General features: G+C 40.4%; 24 protein-coding genes. 15 read left to right on the plus strand and 9 right to left on the minus strand.

Going from position 1 to position 25,809, the window contains the following annotated elements:
• Positions 1-49 precede the first annotated feature (49 nt).
• The 8 genes from AC3ZVC_RS16140 (at position 50) to AC3ZVC_RS16175 (ending at position 8,647) form a co-directional block, all read left to right on the plus strand.
• Positions 50-385, plus strand: coding sequence for a DUF1904 family protein (locus tag AC3ZVC_RS16140; RefSeq protein WP_490064231.1), 336 nt, complete (start codon positions 50-52; stop codon positions 383-385).
• A 622-nt stretch (positions 386-1,007) separates the two neighbouring features.
• Positions 1,008-1,769 carry an IclR family transcriptional regulator gene (locus AC3ZVC_RS16145; RefSeq protein WP_490064232.1) on the plus strand — a complete coding sequence of 254 codons (762 nt, stop codon included), beginning with the start codon at positions 1,008-1,010 and terminating at the stop codon, positions 1,767-1,769.
• Between the two features lie 155 nt (positions 1,770-1,924).
• A complete protein-coding gene (locus AC3ZVC_RS16150; RefSeq protein WP_490064233.1) occupies positions 1,925-3,565 on the plus strand; it encodes a thiamine pyrophosphate-dependent enzyme in 1,641 nt (546 codons plus the stop codon).
• 541 nt (positions 3,566-4,106) lie between these two features.
• Entirely contained in the window at positions 4,107-5,282 is a 1,176-nt protein-coding gene (locus AC3ZVC_RS16155) for an LL-diaminopimelate aminotransferase (RefSeq protein ID WP_490064234.1), read from the plus strand.
• Positions 5,283-5,308: 26 nt separating this feature from the next.
• Positions 5,309-6,790 (plus strand): aldehyde dehydrogenase family protein, encoded by a 1,482-nt coding sequence (locus AC3ZVC_RS16160; protein WP_490064235.1) that lies wholly within the window; start codon positions 5,309-5,311, stop codon positions 6,788-6,790.
• Between the two features lie 621 nt (positions 6,791-7,411).
• A complete protein-coding gene (locus AC3ZVC_RS16165) occupies positions 7,412-7,687 on the plus strand; it encodes a hypothetical protein (protein ID WP_214722419.1) in 276 nt (91 codons plus the stop codon).
• 70 nt (positions 7,688-7,757) lie between these two features.
• Positions 7,758-8,015: a hypothetical protein gene (locus tag AC3ZVC_RS16170; RefSeq protein ID WP_490064236.1), complete on the plus strand. Its 258-nt coding sequence runs from the start codon at positions 7,758-7,760 to the stop codon at positions 8,013-8,015.
• 335 nt (positions 8,016-8,350) lie between these two features.
• A complete protein-coding gene (locus AC3ZVC_RS16175; RefSeq protein ID WP_490064237.1) occupies positions 8,351-8,647 on the plus strand; it encodes a hypothetical protein in 297 nt (98 codons plus the stop codon).
• 168 nt (positions 8,648-8,815) lie between these two features.
• On the opposite strand, the gene AC3ZVC_RS16180 is transcribed toward AC3ZVC_RS16175, so the two are convergent.
• The gene (locus AC3ZVC_RS16180) at positions 8,816-10,078 is read right to left on the minus strand and encodes a CdaR family transcriptional regulator (RefSeq protein WP_490064238.1); all 1,263 of its coding nucleotides are present in this window, start codon (positions 10,076-10,078) and stop codon (positions 8,816-8,818) included.
• Positions 10,079-10,269: 191 nt separating this feature from the next.
• Between AC3ZVC_RS16180 and AC3ZVC_RS16185 the strand changes: the two genes are divergently transcribed.
• Positions 10,270-11,436, plus strand: coding sequence for an NAD(P)/FAD-dependent oxidoreductase (locus AC3ZVC_RS16185; RefSeq protein WP_490064239.1), 1,167 nt, complete (start codon positions 10,270-10,272; stop codon positions 11,434-11,436).
• Between the two features lie 69 nt (positions 11,437-11,505).
• On the opposite strand, the gene AC3ZVC_RS16190 is transcribed toward AC3ZVC_RS16185, so the two are convergent.
• Complete coding sequence (locus AC3ZVC_RS16190; RefSeq protein ID WP_490064240.1) at positions 11,506-12,696, minus strand: CdaR family transcriptional regulator; 1,191 nt, start codon at positions 12,694-12,696, stop codon at positions 11,506-11,508.
• 477 nt (positions 12,697-13,173) lie between these two features.
• Here AC3ZVC_RS16190 and AC3ZVC_RS16195 point away from each other — a divergent pair, with 477 nt between their 5' ends.
• The 3 genes from AC3ZVC_RS16195 (at position 13,174) to AC3ZVC_RS16205 (ending at position 17,500) form a co-directional block, all read left to right on the plus strand.
• On the plus strand, positions 13,174-14,271 hold the full coding sequence (locus tag AC3ZVC_RS16195; RefSeq protein ID WP_490064241.1) for an aromatic ring-hydroxylating oxygenase subunit alpha: 1,098 nt from the start codon (positions 13,174-13,176) through the stop codon (positions 14,269-14,271).
• 364 nt (positions 14,272-14,635) lie between these two features.
• A complete protein-coding gene (locus AC3ZVC_RS16200; protein WP_490064242.1) occupies positions 14,636-16,054 on the plus strand; it encodes an amino acid permease in 1,419 nt (472 codons plus the stop codon).
• A 123-nt stretch (positions 16,055-16,177) separates the two neighbouring features.
• The gene (locus tag AC3ZVC_RS16205; RefSeq protein WP_490064243.1) at positions 16,178-17,500 is read left to right on the plus strand and encodes a flavin monoamine oxidase family protein; all 1,323 of its coding nucleotides are present in this window, start codon (positions 16,178-16,180) and stop codon (positions 17,498-17,500) included.
• Between the two features lie 66 nt (positions 17,501-17,566).
• Here AC3ZVC_RS16205 and AC3ZVC_RS16210 read toward each other — a convergent pair whose 3' ends face one another.
• Together AC3ZVC_RS16210 and AC3ZVC_RS16215 are read right to left on the minus strand one after the other, a co-directional pair.
• Complete coding sequence (locus tag AC3ZVC_RS16210; RefSeq protein ID WP_490064244.1) at positions 17,567-17,674, minus strand: MetS family NSS transporter small subunit; 108 nt, start codon at positions 17,672-17,674, stop codon at positions 17,567-17,569.
• Positions 17,674-19,191: a sodium-dependent transporter gene (locus tag AC3ZVC_RS16215; protein ID WP_490064245.1), complete on the minus strand. Its 1,518-nt coding sequence runs from the start codon at positions 19,189-19,191 to the stop codon at positions 17,674-17,676. Before AC3ZVC_RS16215 ends, AC3ZVC_RS16210 begins: the two co-directional genes overlap by 1 nt.
• A 660-nt stretch (positions 19,192-19,851) precedes the next feature.
• On the opposite strand from AC3ZVC_RS16215, the gene AC3ZVC_RS16220 reads away from it, so the two are divergent.
• The gene (locus tag AC3ZVC_RS16220) at positions 19,852-21,132 is read left to right on the plus strand and encodes an NAD(P)/FAD-dependent oxidoreductase (RefSeq protein ID WP_490064246.1); all 1,281 of its coding nucleotides are present in this window, start codon (positions 19,852-19,854) and stop codon (positions 21,130-21,132) included.
• Between the two features lie 129 nt (positions 21,133-21,261).
• Positions 21,262-22,251 (plus strand): ornithine cyclodeaminase family protein, encoded by a 990-nt coding sequence (locus AC3ZVC_RS16225; RefSeq protein WP_490064247.1) that lies wholly within the window; start codon positions 21,262-21,264, stop codon positions 22,249-22,251.
• Positions 22,252-22,330: 79 nt separating this feature from the next.
• Here AC3ZVC_RS16225 and AC3ZVC_RS16230 read toward each other — a convergent pair whose 3' ends face one another.
• The 5 genes from AC3ZVC_RS16230 to AC3ZVC_RS16250 all read right to left on the minus strand — a co-directional run bounded on the left by AC3ZVC_RS16230 (position 22,331) and on the right by AC3ZVC_RS16250 (position 24,654).
• A complete protein-coding gene (locus AC3ZVC_RS16230; RefSeq protein WP_048010265.1) occupies positions 22,331-22,468 on the minus strand; it encodes a YvrJ family protein in 138 nt (45 codons plus the stop codon).
• A 103-nt stretch (positions 22,469-22,571) separates the two neighbouring features.
• Positions 22,572-22,790, minus strand: coding sequence for a DUF2922 domain-containing protein (locus tag AC3ZVC_RS16235; protein WP_214722432.1), 219 nt, complete (start codon positions 22,788-22,790; stop codon positions 22,572-22,574).
• 43 nt (positions 22,791-22,833) lie between these two features.
• Positions 22,834-23,052 (minus strand): DUF1659 domain-containing protein, encoded by a 219-nt coding sequence (locus AC3ZVC_RS16240; protein WP_490064249.1) that lies wholly within the window; start codon positions 23,050-23,052, stop codon positions 22,834-22,836.
• A gap of 83 nt (positions 23,053-23,135) precedes the next feature.
• Positions 23,136-23,648: a sigma-70 family RNA polymerase sigma factor gene (locus AC3ZVC_RS16245; RefSeq protein WP_490064250.1), complete on the minus strand. Its 513-nt coding sequence runs from the start codon at positions 23,646-23,648 to the stop codon at positions 23,136-23,138.
• Between the two features lie 193 nt (positions 23,649-23,841).
• On the minus strand, positions 23,842-24,654 hold the full coding sequence (locus AC3ZVC_RS16250) for a hypothetical protein (protein WP_490064251.1): 813 nt from the start codon (positions 24,652-24,654) through the stop codon (positions 23,842-23,844).
• A 640-nt stretch (positions 24,655-25,294) separates the two neighbouring features.
• Here AC3ZVC_RS16250 and AC3ZVC_RS16255 point away from each other — a divergent pair.
• Positions 25,295-25,699 (plus strand): hypothetical protein, encoded by a 405-nt coding sequence (locus AC3ZVC_RS16255; protein WP_490064252.1) that lies wholly within the window; start codon positions 25,295-25,297, stop codon positions 25,697-25,699.
• The last annotated feature ends 110 nt before the right edge of the window (positions 25,700-25,809 follow it).

Here is a 25,809-nt window from a genome sequence, read left to right on the forward strand (position 1 = left end):
AAAGCTTTCGTTTAACAAAGCTAAATTGTCACAACATGGAGGAAATAAAATGCCACATTTATTCATAAGGGGAATTTCAGTAGATCAGACAAAAGAAATAAGTATCCCTCTAGTAAAAGAGTTAGCAGAATTATGTGACTGCGGAGAAGAAAACTTTACTTTGGAAGTAGTACAATCAACTTTCGTGTTTAACCAAAATGAAGTGCCAGCTTATCCATTTATAGAAGTAAAGTGGTTCGATAGAGGTAAAGAGGTGCAAAACCAATTTGCGAAGATTGTGACGAACCATGTCCAGTCACTTGGTGTTCCAGAAGTAGAAGTAGCATTTACTGCATTTTTGGAGGTTGACTATTATTTAAATGGGAAGAGCTTTGCGGAAGAATAAAGACCAATGGACAGAGCCATTTACAGAAGGTATTCACTTGGAATGAAAAAGCATCTTTTTGATGGGGAGTATAGTTAAAAATTAACATTTGGGTTAATTAAAAGAAATTAATGATTACATAAGAGACCTTGTTATTCTGACTGAAGAATTAAACAAGGTCTCTTTTTTATAATTATAAAAGGCTTTGTTAAAGCTTATTGTTGTTTTTAGCACCCTGTTGATTGGAGCGGAAGGCACGAGATCCTCGAAAATGCATTCGCATTTCCTTCGTGCGGTGTAAATTCGAGGAAGCTTATTCAATGTCCTGCGGGAGTGCGGATCAAAGGGAGACCCCGCAGGAGCAAAGCGACGAGGAGGCTCCCGGACCGCCCGCGGAAAGGGAGTGCCTGCAGCGGAAATCAACAGGCTAATTTAACAGAGATAGAACATTCGCTTTGGCTCTGATTAAAAATAGTACCTTTATTAAGAGTTTATAATTTTATAAAAATTCTGTTAATTGTATTGATTTTTTTAAAATTTGCCATTATGCTTACTAAAAGAATATAAAGTAAAATGTCATTTCAATATGCGAAACGCAAAGGTGTTACCTTATTACCGTCTGAATGAAAGAAGGATGAATGACGTGAATCAGAGTGTTACGAAAGCATTAAAATTACTATCTCTTTTTTCTGAGAATAGGCGAGAGATATCTCTTCAAGAAATTTATGAAATGACTGGAATGCCAAAGGCTACTGCTTTTCGTCTGCTTGCTTCTCTTGAAGAGGGGGGATTTATCCGCAAAATAAAGTACTCAGAACATGATATACGCTACCGTCTGGGCCTCAAGCTTCTCGAACTGGGGAATCTTGTTAGTGAGGACTTAGAACTTCGTCAGGCTGCTTATGAGCATATGAAAGCTTTGAGCAAAGAAATCAATGAAGTCGTCCACCTTTCAGTATGCGAGGGAGAAGAGGCAATTTACATTGAAAAGGTAGAAAGCAGCCAGGCAATAAGACTTTATACTAGAGTTGGCAAAAGATTTCCTTTATTCGTTGGTTCAGGACCAAAGCTCTTACTGGCTTACCTCCCAAAAACGAGGCAACAAGAAATTATCAGCCGGATGAAGTTTGAAGAATTCACACCTCATACGATCACCAATGAAAAGAAGCTATACCAGGAACTTGACACGATAAGACGGCAAGGATATGCAGTCAGTTTAGGTGAGCAGGATCCTGATACAGTGGGCTTTTCCTTTCCTATTCGTGATTTCTCCGGAGAGGTAGTCGGAGCTCTTGGCGTAACGGGTCCAAGCATGAGGTTCTCAGATGGAAGAAGAGGTGAAATTCTTGGAAAAACACAAGAAGCAGCTCAGGCTATTTCAAAAGACTTAGGCTTTAGAGGGTAATCTTCAATAAGAAGTCAATAACTAAATATCTTTACATAGTGAAATGATATTTCAATATGTGAAAAGATAATTAAATTTCTGATTCAATCATTGACATAAAATAGATCATCAATCTGATATCTTAATAGGTTACCAATTGAAAGGTGGAGTTATTAATGGTGAAAATGACAAGTGCCCAGGCTATTGTAGAATGTATGAAGCGAGAAAATGTCAAGCATGTTTTTTGTGTACCCGGGGAAAGCTACCTGCCATTAATGGATGCAATCTATGAAGAAAAGGATATTGAGTTAATCTCAAATCGCCATGAAGGTGGAGCATCGTTCATGGCTGAGGGTTATGGAAAAACTTCGAATAAGCCTGCAGTTGTGATGGCCACCCGCGGAGTTGGAGCAGCCAACCTTTCTATCGGAATTCATACAGCCTTTCAGGATTCTACTCCCATGGTGGTTTTTCTTGGGCAGGTTCATACAAAATTTCGAGGGCGTGAAGGGTTTCAGGAAATGGAGCTTGATCGTTTTCTCGAACAGGTAACCAAATGGGGAGTTGAAATTCGAGATCCGGAACGGACACCTGAGCTTGTTCAGAGGGCATTTCGGATAGCACAGACAGGACGTCCCGGACCTGTAGTTGTTTCATTGCCAGAGGACGTTTTGCCTAAGGTGGCTGACATGAATTTCGCTGCTGGCACTCTGATTCCAAAGCCGGCTCTTTCAAAAGAGCAAACCCTCGAGATTTTATCTTATTTAAAAAAGGCAGAACGTCCGGTCATCATTGCAGGAGGAGGGGTAAAGTTATCTGACGGTGAAGAAGCATTGCAGTCTTTTAGTGAAAAAACAAACATTCCGGTTGTCGCTTCATTCAGGAGACATGACGTACTGTCCAATGATCATCCAATGTATTGTGGCCAATTAGGCTTAGGTACACCACTGTCCCAGATTGATACAGTTCGCGAAGCTGATGTGATTCTGGCTGTCGGAACCAGGCTTTCTGAAGTAACCACACAGGATTATTCCTTAATAAAACCTGAACAAACATTAGTTCACATTGATATTGAAGCAAATGTCCTAGGTAAAGTTTACCCTCCAACACTTGGGCTCGTTGCTGATGCTAAAACAGCTTTGGACTCTCTGAATAAGGAAGTGGAGAAGTGGGACTCTTCCTGCTGGTCGGCATGGAGCAAAGATCGGAGAGAGGTATTTATTCAATCATCGCGAATGGATGAGATTGAGGAAGCGCCTTGGTCAATCGGTTATAAAGAGGTCATCCAGGTGTTTAATGAACTTTGTCCAAAAGAAGCGATTATCACGAATGATGCAGGAAACTTTGCCACATGGCTGCAAAATTTTCATACCTTTATTGGTGAAAAATCTTACGCTGCTCCTACATCAGGTGCAATGGGATACGGTCTTCCTGCAGGGATTGGAGCAAAGATTGCAGATCCTGAGCGGCCGGTGGTTGTTTTTGCGGGAGATGGAGGGTTTATGATGACCATGCAGGAGATCGAAACGGCAGTGCGAAATAAAATACCTGTCATTGTCCTTTTATTTAATAACTCTTCTTATGGAACCATTCGGATGCATCAGGAAAGAGTCTATCCTGATCGTGTGATCGGAACCGAACTTTCCCATGTTAACTATTCAATGATAGCAGAAGCCATGGGAGCAATTGGCGTTACTGCAGATTCTGCTTCGAGCTTCCGTTCTGTTTTCAAGGAAGCTCTTAAAGAAAATGAACGTCCAACCATAATTGAACTGAAAATGAATCCGAACCAAGTTTCCATTGGTATGAAATTGTAGCGCTTTTTCGTTTGTCCCATCTTTCTGGAGGAACAGTAACTTTTAATCCCCCATCTGATATGGGTATTTTTGTTCAATAGCCTAAATTAGCAGTGAGCTAAAAAATGCAAGTTTATTTTTATAACTTGCATTTTTTTTCCGTCTGTAAATTGGGTCTGCTGATTTCCGTTCCAGGTGCTTCGCTTTCCGCGGGCGGCCCGGGGAGCCTCCTCGTCACTCCACTCCTGTGGGGTCTCCCCTGACCCTTGCTCCCGCAGGAGTCTTCGCACCTTCCACTCCAATCAACAGGATTTTAAAATTGTATGTGGCAGTAGAATCAAGCCTATTTCATTCTGCCGTAACTAGCATTATTTAATTGCCAAATACATATAGCAAATATAAATAACCCCAATTTGTAAAAATCATACGGAATGTATTAGAAAAAGCGATTTATTTTTGTTCAAATCAACCATAGTGATTCACCTTCAAAACCAGTAAATTATAAATATGGAATTATAGTTTTCAGAATATATAAAAATTAATAAGGTTAGGCGGTGACTTCGTGAATTTTCAATCGGATAGAATTAGTCAAATCCCTCCCTATTTATTCGCAGAGATTAATAAAAAAAAGGAAAAACTTAAGAAAGCAGGAGTAGATATTATTGATTTGGGGATTGGTGATCCTGATTTGCCCACTCCCGGTCATATTGTTGAAAAGTTTGTTGAAGAAACGCAAAACCCCGGAAATTTAAAGTATCCCAGTTTTGTTGGCTGTATGGAATTTAGACAGGCTGTAGCAGATTTTTACTGGCGTCAGTATCAAGTCGAGCTCGATCCTGAAACGGAAGTGCTGGCCTTAATTGGTTCTAAAGAGGGGATTGCTCATATCGTGCCGACCCTCATTGATCCAGGTGAATATGTGCTTGTTCCGGATCCCAGCTATCCGGTTTACCGAATGGCAGCACTTTTGGCGAATGGGCGCTATTATAATATGCCAATGACAAAGGAAAATGATTTTAAGCCTGATTTACATGCCATTCCTGGTGAAATTCTGAGGAAGTCAAAGCTTATGTTTTTGAATTACCCAGGAAACCCTACTTCAGCTACAGTTGGTATTGAATTTTTCCAAGAAGCTGTAGCATTTGCCCAACAGCACCAAATTCCGATTGCCCATGACTCAGCCTATAATATGGTTACCTTTGATTCCTACAAGGCCCCCAGCATCCTGGAAGTGGACGGGGCGAAGGAGATAGCTGTAGAGTTCGGCTCTCTTTCTAAAACCTATAACATGACAGGTTTCAGAATTGGATATGTGGTTGGAAACAAGAGTATTATTAAAGCGCTTTCTGTTTATAAAAGCAATACTGACACGGGTCAATTTACTCCCACCCAGAAAGCTGCAGCGTTTGCCTTAAACAGTGACCAAAGCTGCATTGCCAGACACAACGAAATCTATAAGCAGCGCATGGCTGCGATGCTGGAAGGCCTTAGAAAAATTGGGGTTGAAGTCGAGCCGCCCAAAGGGAGCTTTTTCATATGGGCACCTGTACCAAGCGGATACACTTCCACAGCATTTGTAACAAGTGTCATGGAGCAGACTGGTGTGATTCTTACTCCCGGAAATGCTTTCGGGCCATCGGGAGAAGGATATTTCCGTGTGTCTCTCTCAGTTCCTAATGAGAGATTATATGAAGCTGTAAATAGAATAAAAGAAAAACTAAAAATAGTTATAGGTTAAATAAACTTGTAATGGAGGGCTATTAAATGAAAAAAGTTTTAAATTTTATTAACGGTGAATGGTGCGAATCCTCAACTGGAAAATATGTTTCTGTTCTAAATCCAGCAACTGGCGAAGTCCTAGCTGAAGTAACCCAATCCTCTAAAGAGGAGGTTGACAGAGCAGTTGAAGCAGCAAAAGCTGCGCAGAAGTCCTGGCGGTTAGTGCCTGCGCCGGAACGGGCCGAAATCCTCTATGAGGTTGCTTTTCTATTAAAGCAAAGAAAAGAAGAACTGGCACAGATCCTAACAAGTGAAATGGGAAAAGTCATTGACGAAGGCCGGGGAGAAGTGCAGGAAGCCATCGATATGGCCTATTACATGGCAGGGGAAGGACGCAGAATGTTTGGTGATACTGTCCCGTCTGAGCTCCGCAATAAATTTGCCATGAGCGTCCGGGTTCCGATTGGGGTTGCAGGATTGATCACCCCTTGGAACTTTCCGATTGCCATTGCATCATGGAAGTCGCTTCCTGCTCTGGTAACCGGGAATGCGATCGTGTGGAAGCCTTCAACAGAAACGCCAATCCTTGCTGCTGAGTTTGTAAAGATTTATGAAGAGGCTGGGCTTCCTAAAGGACTTATTAATCTTGTCCACGGTTCGGGAAGCGTTGTCGGAAATGCGATGGTCGAGCATCCGGGCATCGATATAATCTCATTTACAGGTTCCAATGAAGTAGGGAAAGATATCAATGGGAAAGCAGGTGCTCTTCTAAAGAGAACCTCACTTGAAATGGGCGGTAAAAATGCCATCACCGTATTGGAGGATGCGGATGTTGATCTTGCAGTAGAAGGGATTCTTTGGGGGGCTTTTGGAACGAGCGGGCAAAGATGTACGGCAACAAGCCGTGTCCTTGTCCATGTGGATGTAAAGGAAGAATTGGAAGGAAAGCTTCTAGACCGGATAGGAGAATTAAAGCTCGGCAATGGTTTGGATGAAACGGTAAAAGTAGGGCCAGTCATCAACCGTTCCTCCCTTGAGAGAATTGATGAGTATGTGAAAATTGGCCAGGAAGAAGGAGCAAAACTGCTTGCAGGCGGTAAAATCGCTGCTGGAGAAGGATTAGAGAACGGGAATTTCTACTGGCCTACCATTTTTACAGACGTAAAACCTGATATGAGAATTGCGATGGAAGAAATCTTTGGGCCAGTTGTTTCGATCATTCCCATTCAAAGTATGGAAGAAGCCGTTCAAATTAATAACAAAGTAGAATTTGGGCTTTCCAGTGCCATCTATACAAAAGATGTCAATCAGGCCTTCGAAGCCATGAGGGATCTGGATACTGGAATTGTCTATGTGAATGCAGGAACAACTGGCGCAGAAATCCATTTGCCATTTGGGGGAACAAAAGGAACCGGCAATGGCCATCGAGATTCTGGAGTAGCGTCATTGGATGTATATACAGAATGGAAATCCATTTATGTGGATTACAGCGGAAAATTGCAGAGAGCGCAAATTGATAATTATTAATAAAGTTTACATGCAGATTGCCATGAAAGAGGCGTGTTGCTGACTTTGCCGGCAATGCTATCTAACCGTTAGTGATAGAAGCTTCGTGTTTAGGTTTAGTTAGCACAAATTTTTATCCAGGAGGGTTAAATAGCAGCAGGGATTTTTAAAAGGGTTTGGTTTTAATTTTCTAAGTTATAAACCAGGATGAAAACTTAGTAGCTTGAATCATCCTCTATAAAAATATGCAAAACTCGTTTTAAGAATGATATGCTCCCCTTTATGCAGACAGATTTAAAACAAAAATCTGCCTGCTTGGAGGGGAGTTTCTTTATGCTTGGCAAAGATACACTGAAAAAATACAGATTTGTATTGGTATATAAAGTAAATAAACTTTCTGTAAGTGCAATTGTTTCATAACAAATTATCTGAATGGATAGGTAAATATGTACGGTTTGGTCTCAATGGCTTGAAGAAGCTTCATGGGTGGAAGGCATATATAAAAAGCTGGCCTTATGCTGATAGGTTTAAGCACAACATGTGCACTTTTCATAAAATTTTATCATCTCTAGGTCAATTGCCAAGTCAAATCTTGTCCCAATAAATAAATTATATTAGGTAGGGAAAGGAGGATGAAAGCATATGTTGAGTAATTTTTACGGCAGTGATACTAATATTAACCAACTCGTTAGAAAAGAAGTTGAAGAAGCACTTAAAGGCTTAGTAATAAATATTGATTTTAAACCACAAATAAATGTAATTAATGACACACAACGTGAAGTGGCTATTGGGGAACAAGGAGTTGGTGCTGGTGAAAATACCAATATTGGCATCGTAGGTGCAAATGGCTCATCTGCAGCTGGTGAAAATCCAGAAGCAGCAAGTGTTGGGGATGACGGAACAGCTCAAACCACTTGACTACTGTCAGGTACTTTAGGATTTAACCAAAATGTTTTTCAATAATATAAAAGAAAGGGATGGGTATTTTATGTGTAATGAGAAAAAGAATACATGCGGCTGTGTCAATATCGTAAACGACACAACACGTGAGGTGGCAATTGGAAAGTGCGGGGTGGCAGCAGGCGAATTTGCAAATGTCGCAATAGTTGGCAAGAATGGCGCAGCAGCAGCCGGAGAAAATCCAAATGCAGCAAATGTAGGAGAAGATGGAACCGCTAAAACTGATGGTGCCCTATGTGCGCAGTCAACTTCAAGAGGGAATAAAGCTTCTCAGTCAAATGATTAATATTTATTCAAAGTTTAAAACAGGACAAATGATTTTAGCAGAATGCCTAATCCATTGAGACAATCGCATCTTTAGCAATTTGAAAAGGACGACCCTCTCTAATTCACCCAGATAACATGAACTCAACCATTATGCCTCGTAAAGGCAGCCGCCCCTCACAATAACAGGGGAGGCTCCATACCACCTTTTGAAATTTGTCCTCTTCATTAGCTAAAGAAATCAATCATATGCTCATGGATTTAGCACATATTCTCATACCGTTTTCCTTATGAAGGTAAATAGCTGTGTCAAATCTTGTCCGAATTAATAGTTATTAGGAAGGATGGTGAAGGTAAATGCTTAGTAATTTTTACGGCACCAATCATAATAAAGATTGGAATGCGTCGATTATTTGTGAGGAGAAGGAAAAGAAAAAGTTAAAAGATGCAGCTTGCAGCTGTAATAATATCGTAAATGACACAGCACGCGAGGTAGCAATTGGAAAGTGCGGAGTGGCAGCAGGGGAATTTGCAAGTGTGGCTATAGTTGGTAAAGATGGCGCTGCAGCGGCTGGAGAAAATCCAAACGCAGCAAATGTAGGAGAAGATGGAACCGCTAAAACTGACGGTGTTCTAGGTAATCAATCATCTTAGAGTGAATAAAGCCACCAGACATATCTATCAATAAGTTTAAACAGGACAAGGGATTAGCAGAATGCATCTTCTATTGTGATTACATCTTTACAATTTGAAAGGGAGGGGCTTAGCCTCCCCTTTTTATCTTTTATGGCAATTATCGTTTTTTAAAACGCTACTGAACTATTATGGCAAGAAGCTTTCCTCCGTTTTGTCCATTTTCAAAGACTCCTGAGTTTCGCTATTCCCTGAACTTTTTATGGCAAAGTATAAAAGCATGCAGTGGTCAAATCGTGAAATATCCAATTTCGTGAGTTCATTGATTTTTTCCATACGGTATACCAGGGAGTTTCGGTGAAGAAACAAGATCCGTGCCGTTTCACTCATGTTCATGTTGCAGCTGCAATAAGCCATAAAAGTTTGCGCCAGTGTCGGATAATTCACATGATTGATAAAATCATGCAATTTTTCCTTTAGCGTGTCTTTTACATACTGATTTAATCCATTCCCTGCAAGCTCAAAAATGATATTCCAATCATTATAATGGAATATCCTTGGTGATTTGCTGATTTTTTTCCCAGCTGTTAATGCTTTTAAGGCTGCTTGATAGGAATCCTTTATTCCGTGTATTCCATTATTGGCACTTCCAATCGAAATACTTGCGGAGCAGCTATTTTCTGTCTTTAAATATTGGAACAGCCTATGAATCTTGTGGTCCATCCTTTTCATAAAGAGCTCATAGGGTTCTTCCTTATCGATTGCTTTAATTAAGATAAATTGATCTAGTGTTAAGGGGGATAGGATATCTTCCGGATTATCAATTAAATAGTATTGCAGTATTTCGGAAATGTTATTTTGCAGGAAGTGCCATGAATATTTATCCGGTATTTGGACCTCCATTTCCAGTGAATGACTGGATTCTATTCCAAGGTCGATTTCTATTAAAAAGCAGATCCTGCTATGAGGAGAATCAAGATGGTATCCGAGCATTTTTGCATATCTTACACAGTATTCCAAATCCTCGGGTTTCTTGGAGTTTAGGAGGTAACGAAACAAGTTGTCAAGCGTTTTTGATTCAAGGGCACTCATTTCTTTCTTCAGGTATTCGTGGCACATTAATTCTACATGGCTTTTAACGAGCTGCGCATACTTCCGAACTTCCGCAGGCTCCCCGACAATCCCCAGTACTCCAATCGGTTGGTGGTTAATAATGATAGGAGAAGCAACTCCAGGCAAAACATTATGTAGACTTTTTACCTCTTCTAACTCATAGGAAATGGTTTTCTTCCGTTTTACTACTTCGAGGGAGGCCGGATGAAAACTCCCTAATCGGCTGATATCACTTGAACCAATAATAAAGCCTTTATTGTCACTAATACTGATTGGGTATTCGATAATTTTTGAGGTATTCTCAACGATTAATTGAGAAATATCTTTTAAAAAGCCCAAAATGATAACCCCTTTACCCGATATTTTTTGATTACTAATAGATTCTCCTTGAAGTGTTAAATCCCTTGTTAAAATAAACAATTAAAAATTTTCAAAATATTCTTTTTCCGTGTAAAATGCACATAGCATCCCAGTCTTCAAATGAGTAACATTATGAATATAGAAACGAACATAGGAAGGCAGGGAAGCGAATGTCAATCCAGGCAGATATTATCATTATTGGCGGCGGAGTCATTGGTTCGAGTATTGCTTATAACTTATTAAACGATGGGTTTACAGGCAAGATTATTGTTTTTGAAAAAGACGGGCTGTACGAATTTGCTTCTACACCAAGAAGTGCAGGGGGATTCAGGCAGCTATATACAACCGTTGTCAATATGCAGCTAAGTAAATACAGCCTGCAAATATATAAAAATTTCTCCCGGGATATGGCAATCGATGGTGAAGCCGTAGAGATAGACTTTAAGCAAAGAGGGTACCTGTTTTTAGCTACTGAAGAAATGATGCCCCGTTTTGAAAAACATTTAATGCTTCAGAATGAAAACGGGATTAATTCTCAGCTTTTAGAAGGCGAGAAACTGTTAAGGATCATACCCGAGTTGAATATTGGAGATATTGCCGGAGGGTTATTCTGCAGTGAAAGCGGATACTTAGATCCTTACTCTGTTATGCTGGGGTATGTGAAGAATGCCAAAAAACTTGGAGCGGAGTATATATATGATGAAGTGGACAGCCTTATTACAGAGCAGGATCAAGTAAAGGGAATCAGGCTTGTTAATGGAAGGGAATATCATGCTCCTGTTGTTGTGAATTGTGCCGGAGCCTGGGCATCAATATTGGGGGAAAAAGCAGGTTTGCCGCTTCCTGTTGTACCACTCCCAAGACAAATCTTTCAATTTGATATAAAGGAACCTTTAGAAAATTATCTTCCATTAACAATGGATCCGACAGGGGTCTATTTCCGCCATGAAGGTGAAAAATTCATATCAGGATATGCAGAAGAAATTGAGCCTGGAATTAATTTTAAATGGCGAAGATCAGCTTTTGAAGAACATATTTGGCCAGTGCTTGCCAATCGGATTAAAAACTTCGAACATGCGAAAATCGAAAGAGGCTGGTCAGGTTTGTATGATTTTAACACAAAAGATCATAATGCTATCCTGGGTGAATATCCAACAATGAAAGGCTATTATGTAGCTTTTGGATTCAGCGGCCATGGAATGCAGCAAGCCCCCGCTGTCGGCAAATGTCTATCTGAACTGATTCGGACAGGCAAATACGAAACGCTGGACTTAAGTCCATTAAGAGTGGAGCGTTTTGCTGAGAGTGACCTTATTATTGAAGATGCTATTTACTGAAAAAAACACCTTCGTAAGGGGAGGGGCTCTAAACGAAGGTGTCTCTTGAAGAAACAGAGGGTTTACCCTTTATGATCTCATTTCCTCATAGCATTGGATGGCTGTATACAGGAGCATGCAATGTTCGAAACTGCTTGTGTTCAAGGAAGTAATTTCACTTATTTTTTCAAGTCTGTAAATGATCGTATTTCGGTGGATAAACATATTCCTTGATGCTTCACTTAAATTCATATTGTACCTGCAAAAGCCGAGAAAGGTAGAAGCTAAAACTTCATAATTGTCCAGCTCTATTAAGGGCGATACCATTTTTAATAGTTTCTTCTTATAGTCTTGAGCAAGTTCCCTCGGCAAAAGACTTAACATCGCTTCCCGCTCATTATATAAATGGATATTGGATTGGTCCTGAAATCCCAGCCCTATGCTCATGGCTTTAATGGCGTTTTGGTAGGAATCAGAATATCCGCTTGGGCAGTTTTGCACATCTCCCACACCCATTTTTGCCGAAACACTGTATTTGGCCTCCAGGAATGAATTAATTTTTGACAGTTTCTCATCCAATTTTTCCAGTAAAGCAGGGAAAGACTGAGGAAAGGGCATGGATTTAAAAATAATGAACCGTTTAAAGTCAATAAAAGACACGATATCATTATCGTTTTCTTTGAAAATTAATTTTAAGAAACTTAAAACCTCCTTCTGGAAGTATTGAAAAGAAAGATCTCCAAACAGGTTCCGATCACTTGAAGAGGGGTTCGAGATATCAATAATTATACATACACCATCCGTATTCAAATCGAACTCAAGCAGCTTCGCATACTGGTAAATATGCTCTTTTTCTTCTTGTTCAGACTCTTTATAGTGGATAAGCTGATAAACCAGCATTTCAGCCATTTTCTCTTTCAGTTCGACCATTTCTTTTCGAAAGGCATCCTGGCACATCATCTCGACCTGATTCTTGACAAGCTGAACGTATTTTTCTACCTCTGTGGGATTTCCGACGATTCCCAGAACACCAATGACTTTGTTATTAAACTTTAAGGGAGCGGACACTCCAGGGAGGACTTTTTTATCGATTTCCTTTTTGCAATAGACCGTCGAGTTCTTTTGAATAACCTCAAGGGAAGGCCGATGGAAAATACCGATTCTGCTTTGATCGGTAGAGCCGATGATATACCCTTCATTATCCGTAATGCTAATCGGGTATTGTAAAATCTCACTGGTTTTTTCAACAATGTCTTGGGCGATATTTTCAAGGATTTTCATATTCGATTTTCCTTTCTTCGTATGTACAAGACCTTTTTAAGGATATGTTTAATTATTTTTAGGAGATCAGACATCAATAATATTTTTAAAATTCAAAAAAAGATAATATGTAATCATAAGTTTACACCTTTTGTTTTGATTGTCTACTACATTTGCACAACATCATGATGATGTAATTCCCAATGTGGAGAGGAAGATGGTTTTCTACAAATCTTTATTATCCCAAAGTGGAAATGAGAAAAATTTCCTTTTAGCAAGTAAATGATCAACCAATCTATCATAAGAATTTTGAGTAAAAAGAACTGCAGGCTTTTTAAAACCTGCAGTTCTTTTTAGATAAAAAAACTAAAAATTAATTTTATTAAATAAATGTTTTTGTTTAATTTAAACATATAATTCAGAATATTTTTAATTTAAAATTACCTTATCAACACTCATTATAGTGTTTAGGTATATGTATTTTTAAAAAAGGAGGGAATGTCTTTGAAGGAAGTGCGAGTCAGCAATACGTTAAGTGAAGCACATACATTGCCAGCATGGCTTTATACAGATCCAAAGGTTCTTGAAGCGGAGAAAAGAGAGATTTTTTGCAAGACATGGCAATATGTCGGGCACTTGAGCCAGATTAGCAATCCAGGCGACTATTTTACAACAGAAGTGGCTGACCGTCCAATCATCATCAGCCGCGGTCAGGACGGAGATATTCGGGCGTTTTATAATGTTTGTTCTCATCGGGCATCAAAGCTTGCAGAGGGAAAGGGCAATAAATCAGTTTTTACATGTCCTTATCATGCATGGACCTACCGGACAGATGGCTCTTTGCTTAGAGCGCCGAATATGAAAGGCTGCGATCATTTTGACTATCAGGATTTTTGCTTAAAAACAATTAAACTTGAAATTATTCATTCTTTCATTTTTGTGAACCTGAATCCTGATGCGGCTTGGATGAAGGTGCAGTATCCTGATCTTTTCCAGCATGTTGCAAAATATGACTTAGGAAGCCTAAAAAGGGTACGCGTAAAAGAAACCATTTGCAAATCAAATTGGAAGATAGGGATCGATAATTATCTTGAGTGTGACCATTGTTCAATTGTACATAAAACACTTGTTTCCAAGCTTGACATGAAACAATATGAGATGTCCATGTACGATTATTACTCCTATCAAGGAACACCATTGAAGGGAAAAAAGCTGGACTTCATGCTGGGACAAGGCGGAAGGTATTATTGGCTTTATCCAAATACATGGTTTTCATTCGATCCAGGGCCAGCCAATCTTTCTATTCACCAATCAATACCCATTGACCATAAGACCACAAAGTATATCTATACCACGTTTTTCTTGACCGATGAGATTACGGAAGAAGAACAAGAGCTTATGGCAATGGATGAGCTTGTTAGAAAAGAAGATCTCGATATTTGTGAAATGGTTCAAAAGGGTATTGAGACTGGCGCTTATTCACAGGGAAGATTTTCACTGACAGAAAATCTCGTTCATCATTTCCATTTACTTATTCAAAGGGACCTCGAAAAGGTAATACCGTTACCTCAGGACACAGTCACAGCCATTGACTAAGGCAGTTTTCGTAAAGTTTGTTGCTTTTTGAAGGCAAACGTATTTTAACCAACTGAGTTGATTGTAGCGGAGGGCACTTGACTCCTCGAAAATGCATCCGCATTTTCTTCGTGCGGTGTTAATCCAGGGATGTTTATTCAGTGTCCAGCGGGAAGAGAGGGAAGTGCGAGACCCCACAGGCGAAGCCGAGGAGACTCGCAACCCTCCCCGCGGGTTCGCTGAGTCCCCCGCAGCGGAAATCAAAGGGCAGAATTACAAAAACAACAATCTATGAGAAAAGAGCCTTCACTAAAAATTTTTCACACTAAATTGTAAGCGCTTACGTATTGTGTTCAATTTTAAATGGAAGGCAGGGTGAAAATGAATGGGTCAAACAAAATTAAAAAGGCAAATGAAAAGCCGCCATCTATTTATGATGTCCTTAGGCGGAATTATTGGCACAGGATTATTTCTTGGTTCGGGATATGCAATCGGTGAAGCTGGTCCCGCAGGTGCCATTCTAGCTTATCTTGTTGGCGGCTTGCTTATGTATTTAGCAATGGTCTGTTTAGGAGAATTATCCGTTGTGATGCCTGTTTCTGGTTCCTTTCAGGCGCATGCAACCAAGTTCATTGGTCCCGCAACAGGCTTTGTCATCGGCTGGGTTTATTGGTTAAGCTGGGCTATGTATGTCGGTCTTGAGTTTGTTGCTGCAGGATTACTAATGAAGAGGTGGTTTCCGGATGTTCAAACTTGGATTTGGTGTGCAATCTTTATAGCCCTTCTGTTTTCAATTAATTCCCTTACAACAAAAGCCTTTGCTGAAACGGAGTATTGGTTTGCAGGAATTAAGGTTCTCACTGTTATCCTTTTCATCATTATCGGGTTAGGAGCTATTTTTGGAGGTATATCCATGGAAAGCACACCTGCTCCTTATGTATCCAATTTCTTCGGTGATGGACTATTTCCTGCAGGGATTGTTGGTGTTTTCATTTCGATGATGTCCGTAATCTATGCATTTCAAGGATCCGAAATTATGGGTGTGGCCGCTGGAGAAACGGAAGAACCGGAAAAGAATATCCCAAAAGCGATTCGCACCATCGTTTTCCGAATCCTGTTATTTTATGTTTTAGCCATCTTTGTTTTATCAGCAATTGTTCCTTGGCAGGAAGCGGGGGTTCTGGAGAGTCCGTTTGTAACTGTTTTTGATATGGTAGGTATCCCATATGCAGCCGATATTATGAACTTTGTCATTTTGACAGCGATTCTCTCTGTCGGCAACACTGGGCTTTATGCCTGTACGAGAATCATGTACTCTCTGGCTGAAACCGGAATGGCACCAAAAGTCTTTGGAAAGCTGAATAAACGCGGTGTTCCTTCATATGCCCTTTTAGTGACACTTGGCTTTGCTTTATTATCTCTTCTAACTAGTTATGTAGCAGCAGATACATTATTTGTAGTCCTGCTCGCAGTCAGCGGTATTGGCGGAACACTTACATGGTTAGCAATCGCCGCTGCACAAATCGGATTCCGCAGACAATATACCAAAAATGGCGGGAAAGTGGAGGATTTAAAATATAGAGTTCCGTTATATCCTTTTGTTCCGATTTTATGTATTGCCATGTGCGTGCTTATATTCGCAGTTATGGCTTTTGATCCGACGCAGAGATCATCGCTATATTGGGGCTTTGGCTTCATTGGCCTATGCTATGTGTATTATTACTTCATGTATACACGCAAGAACATCACCTTGCCTATTAATACTGAGAGTGCAGCAAACCCTGCTGTGGGTGATGAAATCTAACGGAAAGCGAGTGCCAGGAGCGGAAACCGCGGAAACCACCAGGCAAATTTAAAAGGACAAAAAAACTGCAGTACACTTTACGGGTGCTGCAGTTTCTTTAATGAAACAGAAGGGGGACTTACAATGGAGAATAAGCAAAATTATGATGTCATAATTGTGGGAGCCGGGTTTTCTGGATTGACAGCTGCGAGGGAATTAAGGCTGTTAGGCAATAAAGTATTAGTATTGGAGGCTCGTGACAGGATTGGAGGCCGGACATGGGTGGATCGTCGTTTAGGAACAGAGCTCGAAATGGGAGGAACGTATGTACATTGGCATCAGCCGCATGTTTGGGCGGAAATTACCAGATACGGCCTTGAGCTTGCCTCCGGACCAAAAACCGAAAAAGTATATTGGATTGCTGATGGGAAAACTTATTCATCACCAGCAGCAGAGTTTAAAGATAGGCTAAGAAGTACGGTTGAAAAACTAATGAGAGAAAGCAATAAACATATGCCAATGCCATTTGAACCTCTGAAAACTCAAAGCTTTAGAGATTTGGACAACGTTTCTGCAGAACAATTTTTGCGCGATTTTGGTTTAACAAAAGAGGAATACGACGTTTTACATGGCTGGATTGCATCGGATTTTTGCGGTGATCCAGCTGAAGGGGCCATAACGCAAATCTTTCGCTGGTGGACGTTCTCACAAGGAAATTGGGATACCCATAGTGCAATGGTTTCGAGTTACCGTTTAAAAGAGGGGACCCGGAAATTAATAGAAGCAATTGCTGAAGATAGCGCCGCAGATATAAAGTTATCGACCATTGTTGGACGGATTGAGCATGAAGAAGGGGCTGCAAAAGTTTTTACTGCAGAAGGGGAATGTTTTACTGCAAAGGCGGTAATGGTAACCGTACCATTGACAACTCTTAATCATATTCATTTCGAGCCTCCGCTTTCTGCAGCCAAGCAGGAATCTTCTAAGCTGGGACAAACATCAAAAGGTGTTAAAGTTTGGGCTAAAGTAAAAGGGGAATTAGAACCGTTCGATGCATTAGCACCTGGCAGCTACCCCTTAAATTCAGTGCATTTAGATCGATATGTTGATGGCGAAAGCATCCTGGTTGGTTTTGGGCCAAGTGCGGAAAGACTGGATCCTAATGACAGGGCAGCCGTAGAAGCCGCTTTGAAATGCTGGATTCCTGACATACAAGTCATTGAAAGCACAGGGCATGATTGGGTGAATGACGAGTTTTCAAAGGAAACGTGGCCTATGCTGAAACCTCAGCAGTTAACCACCTATCAGAATGAGTGGAACACCCCTGAAGATTCGGTGTTTTTAGCAGGAACTACTTATGCAAATGGCTGGGCTGGCTTTATTGACGGCGCGATTGAAAACGGAATAATCGTAAGCAGGAAAGTTTATAATTATTTATTGAAACATGATTATGTAAAGGCAGAATAACTAAAAGAAGGTGCCAGGTGAACCATCAAAAGCTTGATGGAACCTGGCACCTTTTTTGTTTGCATTTTACTTATCGTCGTAGTCTGTCGTTAAGGTTCTATACACCATATAGGAGAAGCCTCCCCAGAATAAACCCAGCATAATGATCATCATGATTATGGCGGAAGCCGACATTATAATTCCTCCTTGATGTCTGTATTCGAAGGCAATGTGGACCCTTGATCATTGAGACCTTCTTCCTTCACAGAGCTTCGTAATTTGTTATTAAATCGTAGGAGCAAAAAGGCAAGCAGGAAAGCAATTCCGAGCTGAAGTACAATTGTTCCGACATTGAATTCTTCGAACGGCTTCCACCAAGTGTCCGGATACCATGTCACACCTTGGTATAGCCACCATCCAGTCACTATTACAAATAAAGCCGGGATAAAATATTTAATAGAATAAACCCACCACTTGTTCACTTTAATGAAGCTGACTTCATTTATTTCATCTCGCATTTTTTCTACACCGTACTTAATCGCAGCGTATGCATATAAGAAACAAGAAAGCAGCAGACCTACTCCCCAAACCCAGTCCTGATTATTGAATACCTTCATATTTATAGCTGAAGGGATACCGCCAATAAATATTAAAGCAACAGTGAGCACGATTGCTTTATTTCTGCGAATTCCATAATCTGATAGGTTTCTAGTAATTAGTTCTACCATTGCCACTAATGAAGTAAAGGCAGCAAAAGCCAAGGCTCCAAAAAAGGCAATTCCAAAAATGTAAGTCTGCGGCATGACGTTTAGCAGTTCTACCATATAAATAAAGGTTAAACCCGTATTCCCTGAACTTGTTGCTTGAGTAATATATTCTTGTGAAGGTGCCAGAGCAAAGATAGCTGGTATGATCGTTAAACCTGCAAGCAATTCGACAGAGTTGTTTCCGAGTCCAGCAGTTAATGAATTTTGAGCAATATCATCACGTTTCTTTGTGTAAATGGCATAGGTTGCATACAAACCCCAACCGGCGCCAACGGACCAGGCAGACTGCGATAATGCCTGAAGCCAAGTTGAGGCTTTTCCTAAATATTCCCACTGTGGTGTAAACATATAAGAAAGTCCTTCCATTGCGCCAGGCAGGGTAACGGAACGGATAGCTGTAAAGATAAGCAAGAGGAATAAAAGCGGAAGGAAAAGTTTTGACATTCTTTCAATACCCTTTGTAACCCCGATAAATACAACAACACCACAAAGTGCGGCGGCAATAAAATGATAAATAACAGGTTCCGCTGAATGGCCAACAAAATTCTCCCACTGAGCAGCAGAATCAATTTTTTCTGTGAAAGTTCCTTGTAAAGCTAAGATGAAATATTTAAAAGTCCAGCCTACAACAACAGAATAGTAAAAAGTAATTCCTGCTAAAACGATGGTGATAATTGGACCGAACCAGGCAAATTTTTTGCCGATAAACTCTCCGAAGGATCCCATTGTTCCCATCCTGGTTTTTCTTCCAATAAACACTTCAACCATTATGAGCGGCAATGACCATAGGAACAAAAATACTGCCCAGCCAATTAAAAAAGAACCGCCGCCATGCTCAGCAACCATCCGCGGGAACCGCCAAATATTGCCTGTACCAACAGCCATCCCCATTGCTGCTAAAATAAATCCAATTCTTGATCCCCAAACTACTTGGTTATCCTTCAAATAAACCAACCCCTTTGTTATCAAGCCTTTTTAATCATAGGAAATATTCCGGATAGGGCACATGTTAGAATATATCGAACACGAACAGAAAGTATTTTTCAGATATTCCTCCTTATCTCAAAGATTATTCGATATATTTTTAAAATTCTGTATTTTAAATATATTCTTTTTGGAATCCTTTATCTATGTGCATTTTTCACAAAAAATACAGATAAACGCTAAGACTATTAGAGTATTTTTACCATATTGAGGAGTAGGGTTATTTTTATCTTTGTCATTTTAATTGTAGGCTCTGTTAAATTTGCCTGTTGATTTCCGCTGCAGGCACTCCCTTTCCGCGGGCGGTCCGGGAGCCTCCTCGTCGCTTTGCTCCTGTGGGGTCTCCCTTGATCCGCACTCCCGCAGGAGTCTCGTGCCTTCCGCTCCAATCAACAGGGTGCTAAAAAACAACAATAAGCTATAACAGAGCCTAATGGTAAAAAGACACAAAAATTTTTTTCTAAATGAATTTATTATCATATATTTTATACATTTAATTCAGAAAATTTTTACTATATACTTAGTCTCAATATCCTTTGATTACTTATTTATCGGGATGAGTTCTTGCTACTCGGCTATTAGATAATATCTATTTAAATCTACAATAAGGCGGGGAATGAAATGACGAAAGCGATAGTGGTTGGCGGTGGAATCATTGGCCTGGCAAGCGCTTTTTATCTTAGAAAGAAGGGCATGGACGTTGTATTAATTGACAAAGGAGAGCCTGGTGCCGAATGTTCCAGCGGAAATATGGGATGGGTTTGCCCCAGTTTATCGGACCCGGTTCCTGCTCCTGGTTTGGTGAAGACAAGTCTTAAGTGGATGTTAAAGCGCGATAGCCCTCTCTATATTAAACCCTCAATCGTACCGTCCTTGTCCCCTTGGCTTTTGCAATTCTGGAAGTATTGCAGTGAGGATGCCTACCAAAAAGGGTATAAGGCCGGTTTGGAATTGAGCAGGAATACCTTAAGATTGTTCGATGAGTTAGAGCGGGAAAACGGGCTTGAGTTTGAAAGTCATCGGAAAGGCTTGCTTTTTGTATTTTTAAAAGAAAGCTATATAGAAGAAAAGCTAAATAGCTACCGGATTGTTGAAGAGTTTGGGCTGCCGGCACCATCTGCAAAATCGAAAAATGAAGTTTTAAAAATGGAACCTGCACTTTCTGATGCTGTGGCAGGAGGAATTTATCTCCCTGCTGAACGTCATGTTCGCCCCGAATCGCTAACTAGCGCACTAAAAGACTGGCTTGTTGGGAATGGGACTGAAATCTTGTCACGAACAGAAGTTAAGGGCTTTATTCGGGAAGGGGATAAGGTAGTTGGTGCCAACATCGGAGAGAAAACAATTGAAGGGGATCATTTTCTTGTCACTGCGGGTGCTTGGGCGGGTCAGATTTTGAACCAAGCAGGAATACAAATCCCCATGACTGCAGGAAAAGGGTACAGCCTGACGATATCTTCTCCATCCATTCAGTTTCAGCAGCCTCTATACCTTGGAGATTCAAGGGTGACGATCAGTCCGTTTGATCATTCTGTAAGAATTGGAGGAACAATGGAATTGTCGGGGTTAAATTCCGACCTTGACCAGAGAAGAATCGATAGTTTGAGAAGCTCTGCTGCCCAGTATTTACGGTCTCCGATTCATGGAAAAGAGAAGGCTTGGTGCGGTATGAGACCTATGACACCGGATGGCTTGCCAGTTCTGGGGGCCGTTCCTTCATTTACGAATTTATTCATTGCATCCGGCCATGCTATGAGCGGAATTTCAATGGCCCTTTCAACAGGCAGTGCAATGTCTGATTTAATAGCAAGCGGTAAATCTGATATCGACTTATCTCCTTTTGCACCAGACCGATTTAAAACACAACTTTCAAGTGATAGGGTGAGTAAAGTTACAGTATAGCAGGGGAATATTTATAAAAGATGAGATTAATATGAAATGCCGCCAATCGGACGATTCCTATAGAGTCCTCATCTAAATAACCAGATTGCATGTATTGAAGTTCACTAAGCGTGTATGGGAGTGGGATCATTGTTGATGTTAAATGAGGAAATGATTAAAGAGCTATATTCAATGAAAGATTGTATAGAAGACGTTGAGAAAGCGTTTGGATATAGTTATGGCAATAAAACGCAGACACCGATAAGAATGTCTGTTCCACACGAAAAATTTAAAGCGGAAACGTTATATATGCCATCCTATATTGAGCCGGAAAATTATACAGCTATTAAAGTTGTAAGCATTTTTCCGCACAATGCAAAAGAAGGCAGACCAGTTCTCCAAGGTGTGATTTTACTGACAGATGCGAACACTGGTGAACACGTTGCTGTCATGAATGCCAGTTGCTTAACGGTATTAAGAACAGGTGCGTCCAGCGGTGTAGCCACTAAATGTTTAGCTCGAAAAGATTCCAAAACCTGTACACTTTTAGGGTGCGGTGCCCAAGCCATCGGGCAAATACAAGCAGTAATGGCTGTTGTGGATTTGGAACATATCATTTTATTTAATCGGACAGTAGAGAAGGCTCATGCATTCAAAAATAAGCTCCGTTCTTTATATCCTGAATGGAGAGGAACCATTTCTATACAAGCAGACCCTAATATCGCAGTTAGCAAAGCAGACATTGTGATTTGCAGTACTAAGAGTTCAACTCCACTATTTGATGGTTCTTTCCTAAAAGAAGGGACACATATAAATGCAATTGGCTCCTATCAGCCTCATATGCAGGAGGTTGACGTTCAAACACTTATACGGAGCAATAAAATAGTGGTCGATACGATGGAAGGGGCTCTTCAAGAAGCGGGCGATCTCCTTGTTCCACATAATGAAGGGTTATGGAGTACCGATTCCATTTACGGTGAAATCGGTGAAATTATTTGTGGAGAGAAAGCCGGGCGGGGTGAACCAGGCGAAATCACCTTATACAAGTCGGTTGGCATCGGCTATCTCGATACCATGGTTGCTTCGGCAGTTTATAAAAAAGCAATTAGTGAGGGCAGAGGAGAGAATTTTACGCTTTGAAATCGGATTTCTTTCCGAAAGAACATCCCCTGAACATAAGTTAAATCAGGGAAGTCCCTTCCGTAGGCATAAACTGGCTTTATTCCCGCAGCCGATCCGGCAATCCCTGGATCGATGACACCACAACATCCAGTTTGGCTTCGATTCTGTTCAGCAGAAAAAGCGTGACAACGATCGGGAAGCCAAGTTCGCTGATCAATGTGACCATCTGTTCCATGATATTTGCTCCTTTCTGGGTGTCAGGCCACTTGCATAGGGCCTGGCACCCTAAAATACGTTTATAAAAAAGGCCGGTTCAGAAAGAAACCGGCCTCTTCGGATTATACTAATTCATATTCGGTTACATTGCGCTCAAGCAATCTAGCTCCTTGTGCCTGAACAAAGTCACCGCCATTTCCATCAAAGGCATTTGCTGCAATGATTTGGTCCATAGCTGCCTTGACAGCAATCGGATCAATTGGCTCCTTTGGGTTATCAATCGTTAATTTGGACGGCTTTCCCATATCGGAAAGGAAAGTCAATTCTAACGTTTTCGCCATTCTATTTCACCTCCCTGCAAGTTTAAGTTAGTAATAGAAAAGATTAGCCTACGATATCGAAGCTGTCATTTCTATTAATTGCTGCCAACGGGTAGTTGGATAGTGAAGCAACAGCTTGTCCAACCGCAAATAGCTGGTCAGGTGTAGCTGATTGCTTCAGGCTGCTGTAGGTTTTTGACTTATGAATAGGCTTCCCTATTTCATCCAGTCCCGTTTCAAAAACCAGGCGAAGCTTTGTATCGATGATATTTGCTAGTGCCATGCTGATCACCTCCTTTCACTTTCTATATACGTTTTGGCGGGCAATATGGACAGGGTGATTTTAAAAGATTTAAGAAATGCATGTTATAACAGTAAGTCTTCCAATCTTCCACCTTTAAAATTGAACACTTTTAATTTATCCCGGGCTCCCTGTCGCCAGGCTTTGACAGCAGAAAGGGAGACGTGTTCTTGATCGGCAATTTCCTGTACAGTCAGGTGATCTTCGAGTGTATAAATCAACCATTTTTTCTGGTTCGTCGTCAAGGTACCGCAGATTGATAGAAGATCATGGAGCAATGTGGAAGGGCTGCCGTGCAGATAATCCTCTATGACTTCCCAGAATTCTTCATCGGGATATACAAATCGTTCTATATATGTTGTTTGTCTCGTTAATTCGTTTTGCATTTTCCCTTTCACATAACCGAAAGCATAGGAAATAAAATTACCTTTTTCTGAATTATAATTCTCCCATCCCTGCCAAAGGCTAATTAACCCCAGCTGGTAGAATTCATCTCTGTTTTTATAAATGCTAAGGTCATTCATAATTCTATGAATCATCGGTTCATATTGTGCTGCCACTTGCTCAAAGCTCTCCACGTTATTATCCCTTCAGGAAAGCGCGCTCTCAAAGTATTCCCGGGTAGCTTTAACATAGCGGGATTAAGATTTTTTTGCTAATCAAGAAAAAGTCGAGTTTTGGAGAGTTTACCCCCTAAACTCCTGAGTTTAGGTACCAAACTCCCCGAAAGAAGGGTCTAACTCGCCGATTTTCGGGAAAAATTCACTTTTTTTATTTTTTGTAAAAAAAGGTTAGGGAGAAGTCGTCTTGATTCCCCGCAAAGCCCATTTCGAACAGGTCTTCAAAGTAAAGTTCCTCCAGTTTTCTGTTCAAAATGCCGTAGAAGTATGCAATCGGTTTTGCAACCTTGCTGGTTTTCATTTTGCGGATCAGTTGTTTGAAAGAATGAATGGCCGTGTTAAGCACCCCGGTGCTATCTTGCTCGCGGTCGTTTCTATAAGCTGCAATTGCGGTCATTCTCCAAAATTCTTCGATTTGTTTTGCTTCTGGGAAAAAGTACTTCACAGCATCAACGAAAGCCTTTGGAACTCGATCACTTGTAAAGGTGTAATCGAGCTCGGTTTTGCTACGTTTATTATTCTTTTGATTTTTATTAGTTTTAGAAAGATTAATAGTTTTATTATGGTGGTTCATTTTTTTCTCCTCTGGTGGTTCACTCTTGGGAAAGCGATTGAAAATATATAAGTTGCTGGACTGGGAACCATTCTTTCTTTCTGTTTCACGGACTGTAAAGATACCTAACTCTGTTGCTTTTACAATCATCCTCTTAAAAGTAGAACGGGAAATTCCATTGTCGTTGTATTCCTCGTGGATTGCTTTAAGAACGGTACCGATCTTTGCATTGGACACGCCGGGAACCTTGGCTGCAAAACGAGCCAGCCTTTTTAATCCTACAAGCTCCCCCTTCGAAAACTTGTCCTTATTCACCGCAAGCCACATCTCTAAATGACTATTAAACTCCTGAAGGTTCTTAAACTGGGAAAACTGTTCAAACTGATCAACATTGCCTGATTTTAAATTCATATAAATGCACCACCCTTTCACCTTCTATATACAGTTGAGGGAAGGGAAAGGTCAGGGTGATTTTTAGGGAAATGTGTCGAAATGGTGAACCAGTGGGATTTTCGCGATTCTGTTAAAGAGAAGCAGACCAAAGTGAAAGGAAGCTCAAAGCAACGACAATGGGGAGACAGAGGAAAAAAGATCGTCATAAAGTTCATGGCGACGTTGATGGGAAGATAGAGAAGAAAAAGTCTTCAAATAGGTTCAAGGCGACGATTACTGGGTGGGCAAGTGAAAAAAAACCGTCTATGTTGACGATTTATAGAGCAACAGTTTTCTTCTCAATCTCCCCTTGACATTGATAATCATTTTCAATTAAACTGTTTTTAAGATTGATAATCATTATCATATATAAAAGTCTAAATATTAAACAATTTTAAAGGGATACCTAGAACAATTGAATCAGGGAGGGGTATATGAAGAGCATAATCTATATTTGTGAATGGTGTGGTTTTATTGAAGAGGCTGAGCATGAAAGTTACCACGGTCACTGCCCTTGTTGCGGATTAGAAGATATCGAAGCAGTTGAAAGTTAATAGTCATTTAGATCAAATACTTCAGATACATGATTATATTAAGCTTTCTAAAAGGAGAGAAGAAAATGAATGAACATTACATAGCTTTAGACACATTTCAACATGATATTGATTGCTTTTGTCCGGATGCTTATCATGCGTTCTCAATCACGATCCAAAAAGGAGATCTAATCGAAGTCACTCCTGAACGTAAATTTACGATGGCAAAAGGGTGGTATGTTTTCGTAGTGATAAATGAACAACATGCCTCCTATATGGCCATTGAAGTTTTGGAGCAGTATATAAAGAACGAAAACATCTTATCTTTAATGGATCTAGACCTTAAAATAAACTTTCTGCAATTTAAGATTGATCAGGACCTTAAAAGAGGTGATGAATCATCTTTTGCAATCCACACTAACTTGTTAAATGAATTACGCAAGCTTAAACTGGAACTGGAAAATCATTTAAGTGATATTACTGTGGGCTAATTGTTTAACTATTAATTGTATTTGGGGTTTTACAGAGAAGTTTGGGACGGCACTGCCTATTCTGTTAATAAAAAATGTTTCCCATATAGGGAAGGTCGTTGCATTCCTTT

Source organism: Cytobacillus sp. C11.1 (assembly GCF_058145115.1).

What these genes read in the sequence shown, in the direction of transcription:
- AC3ZVC_RS16140 (WP_490064231.1), top strand. Translation starts at nt 50, where the DNA reads ATGCCACATTTATTCATAAGGGGAATTTCAGTAGATCAGACAAAAGAA.
- AC3ZVC_RS16220 (WP_490064246.1), top strand. Translation starts at nt 19,852, where the DNA reads ATGACGAAAGCGATAGTGGTTGGCGGTGGAATCATTGGCCTGGCAAGC.
- AC3ZVC_RS16205 (WP_490064243.1), top strand. Translation starts at nt 16,178, where the DNA reads ATGGAGAATAAGCAAAATTATGATGTCATAATTGTGGGAGCCGGGTTT.
- AC3ZVC_RS16195 (WP_490064241.1), top strand. Translation starts at nt 13,174, where the DNA reads ATGTCTTTGAAGGAAGTGCGAGTCAGCAATACGTTAAGTGAAGCACAT.
- AC3ZVC_RS16170 (WP_490064236.1), top strand. Translation starts at nt 7,758, where the DNA reads ATGTGTAATGAGAAAAAGAATACATGCGGCTGTGTCAATATCGTAAAC.
- AC3ZVC_RS16190 (WP_490064240.1), bottom strand. Translation starts at nt 12,696, where the DNA reads ATGAAAATCCTTGAAAATATCGCCCAAGACATTGTTGAAAAAACCAGT.
- AC3ZVC_RS16185 (WP_490064239.1), top strand. Translation starts at nt 10,270, where the DNA reads ATGTCAATCCAGGCAGATATTATCATTATTGGCGGCGGAGTCATTGGT.
- AC3ZVC_RS16165 (WP_214722419.1), top strand. Translation starts at nt 7,412, where the DNA reads ATGTTGAGTAATTTTTACGGCAGTGATACTAATATTAACCAACTCGTT.
- AC3ZVC_RS16240 (WP_490064249.1), bottom strand. Translation starts at nt 23,052, where the DNA reads ATGGCACTAGCAAATATCATCGATACAAAGCTTCGCCTGGTTTTTGAA.
- AC3ZVC_RS16250 (WP_490064251.1), bottom strand. Translation starts at nt 24,654, where the DNA reads ATGAATTTAAAATCAGGCAATGTTGATCAGTTTGAACAGTTTTCCCAG.
- AC3ZVC_RS16175 (WP_490064237.1), top strand. Translation starts at nt 8,351, where the DNA reads ATGCTTAGTAATTTTTACGGCACCAATCATAATAAAGATTGGAATGCG.
- AC3ZVC_RS16230 (WP_048010265.1), bottom strand. Translation starts at nt 22,468, where the DNA reads ATGGAACAGATGGTCACATTGATCAGCGAACTTGGCTTCCCGATCGTT.
- AC3ZVC_RS16150 (WP_490064233.1), top strand. Translation starts at nt 1,925, where the DNA reads ATGGTGAAAATGACAAGTGCCCAGGCTATTGTAGAATGTATGAAGCGA.
- AC3ZVC_RS16255 (WP_490064252.1), top strand. Translation starts at nt 25,295, where the DNA reads ATGAATGAACATTACATAGCTTTAGACACATTTCAACATGATATTGAT.
- AC3ZVC_RS16160 (WP_490064235.1), top strand. Translation starts at nt 5,309, where the DNA reads ATGAAAAAAGTTTTAAATTTTATTAACGGTGAATGGTGCGAATCCTCA.
- AC3ZVC_RS16235 (WP_214722432.1), bottom strand. Translation starts at nt 22,790, where the DNA reads ATGGCGAAAACGTTAGAATTGACTTTCCTTTCCGATATGGGAAAGCCG.
- AC3ZVC_RS16210 (WP_490064244.1), bottom strand. Translation starts at nt 17,674, where the DNA reads ATGTCGGCTTCCGCCATAATCATGATGATCATTATGCTGGGTTTATTC.
- AC3ZVC_RS16200 (WP_490064242.1), top strand. Translation starts at nt 14,636, where the DNA reads ATGGGTCAAACAAAATTAAAAAGGCAAATGAAAAGCCGCCATCTATTT.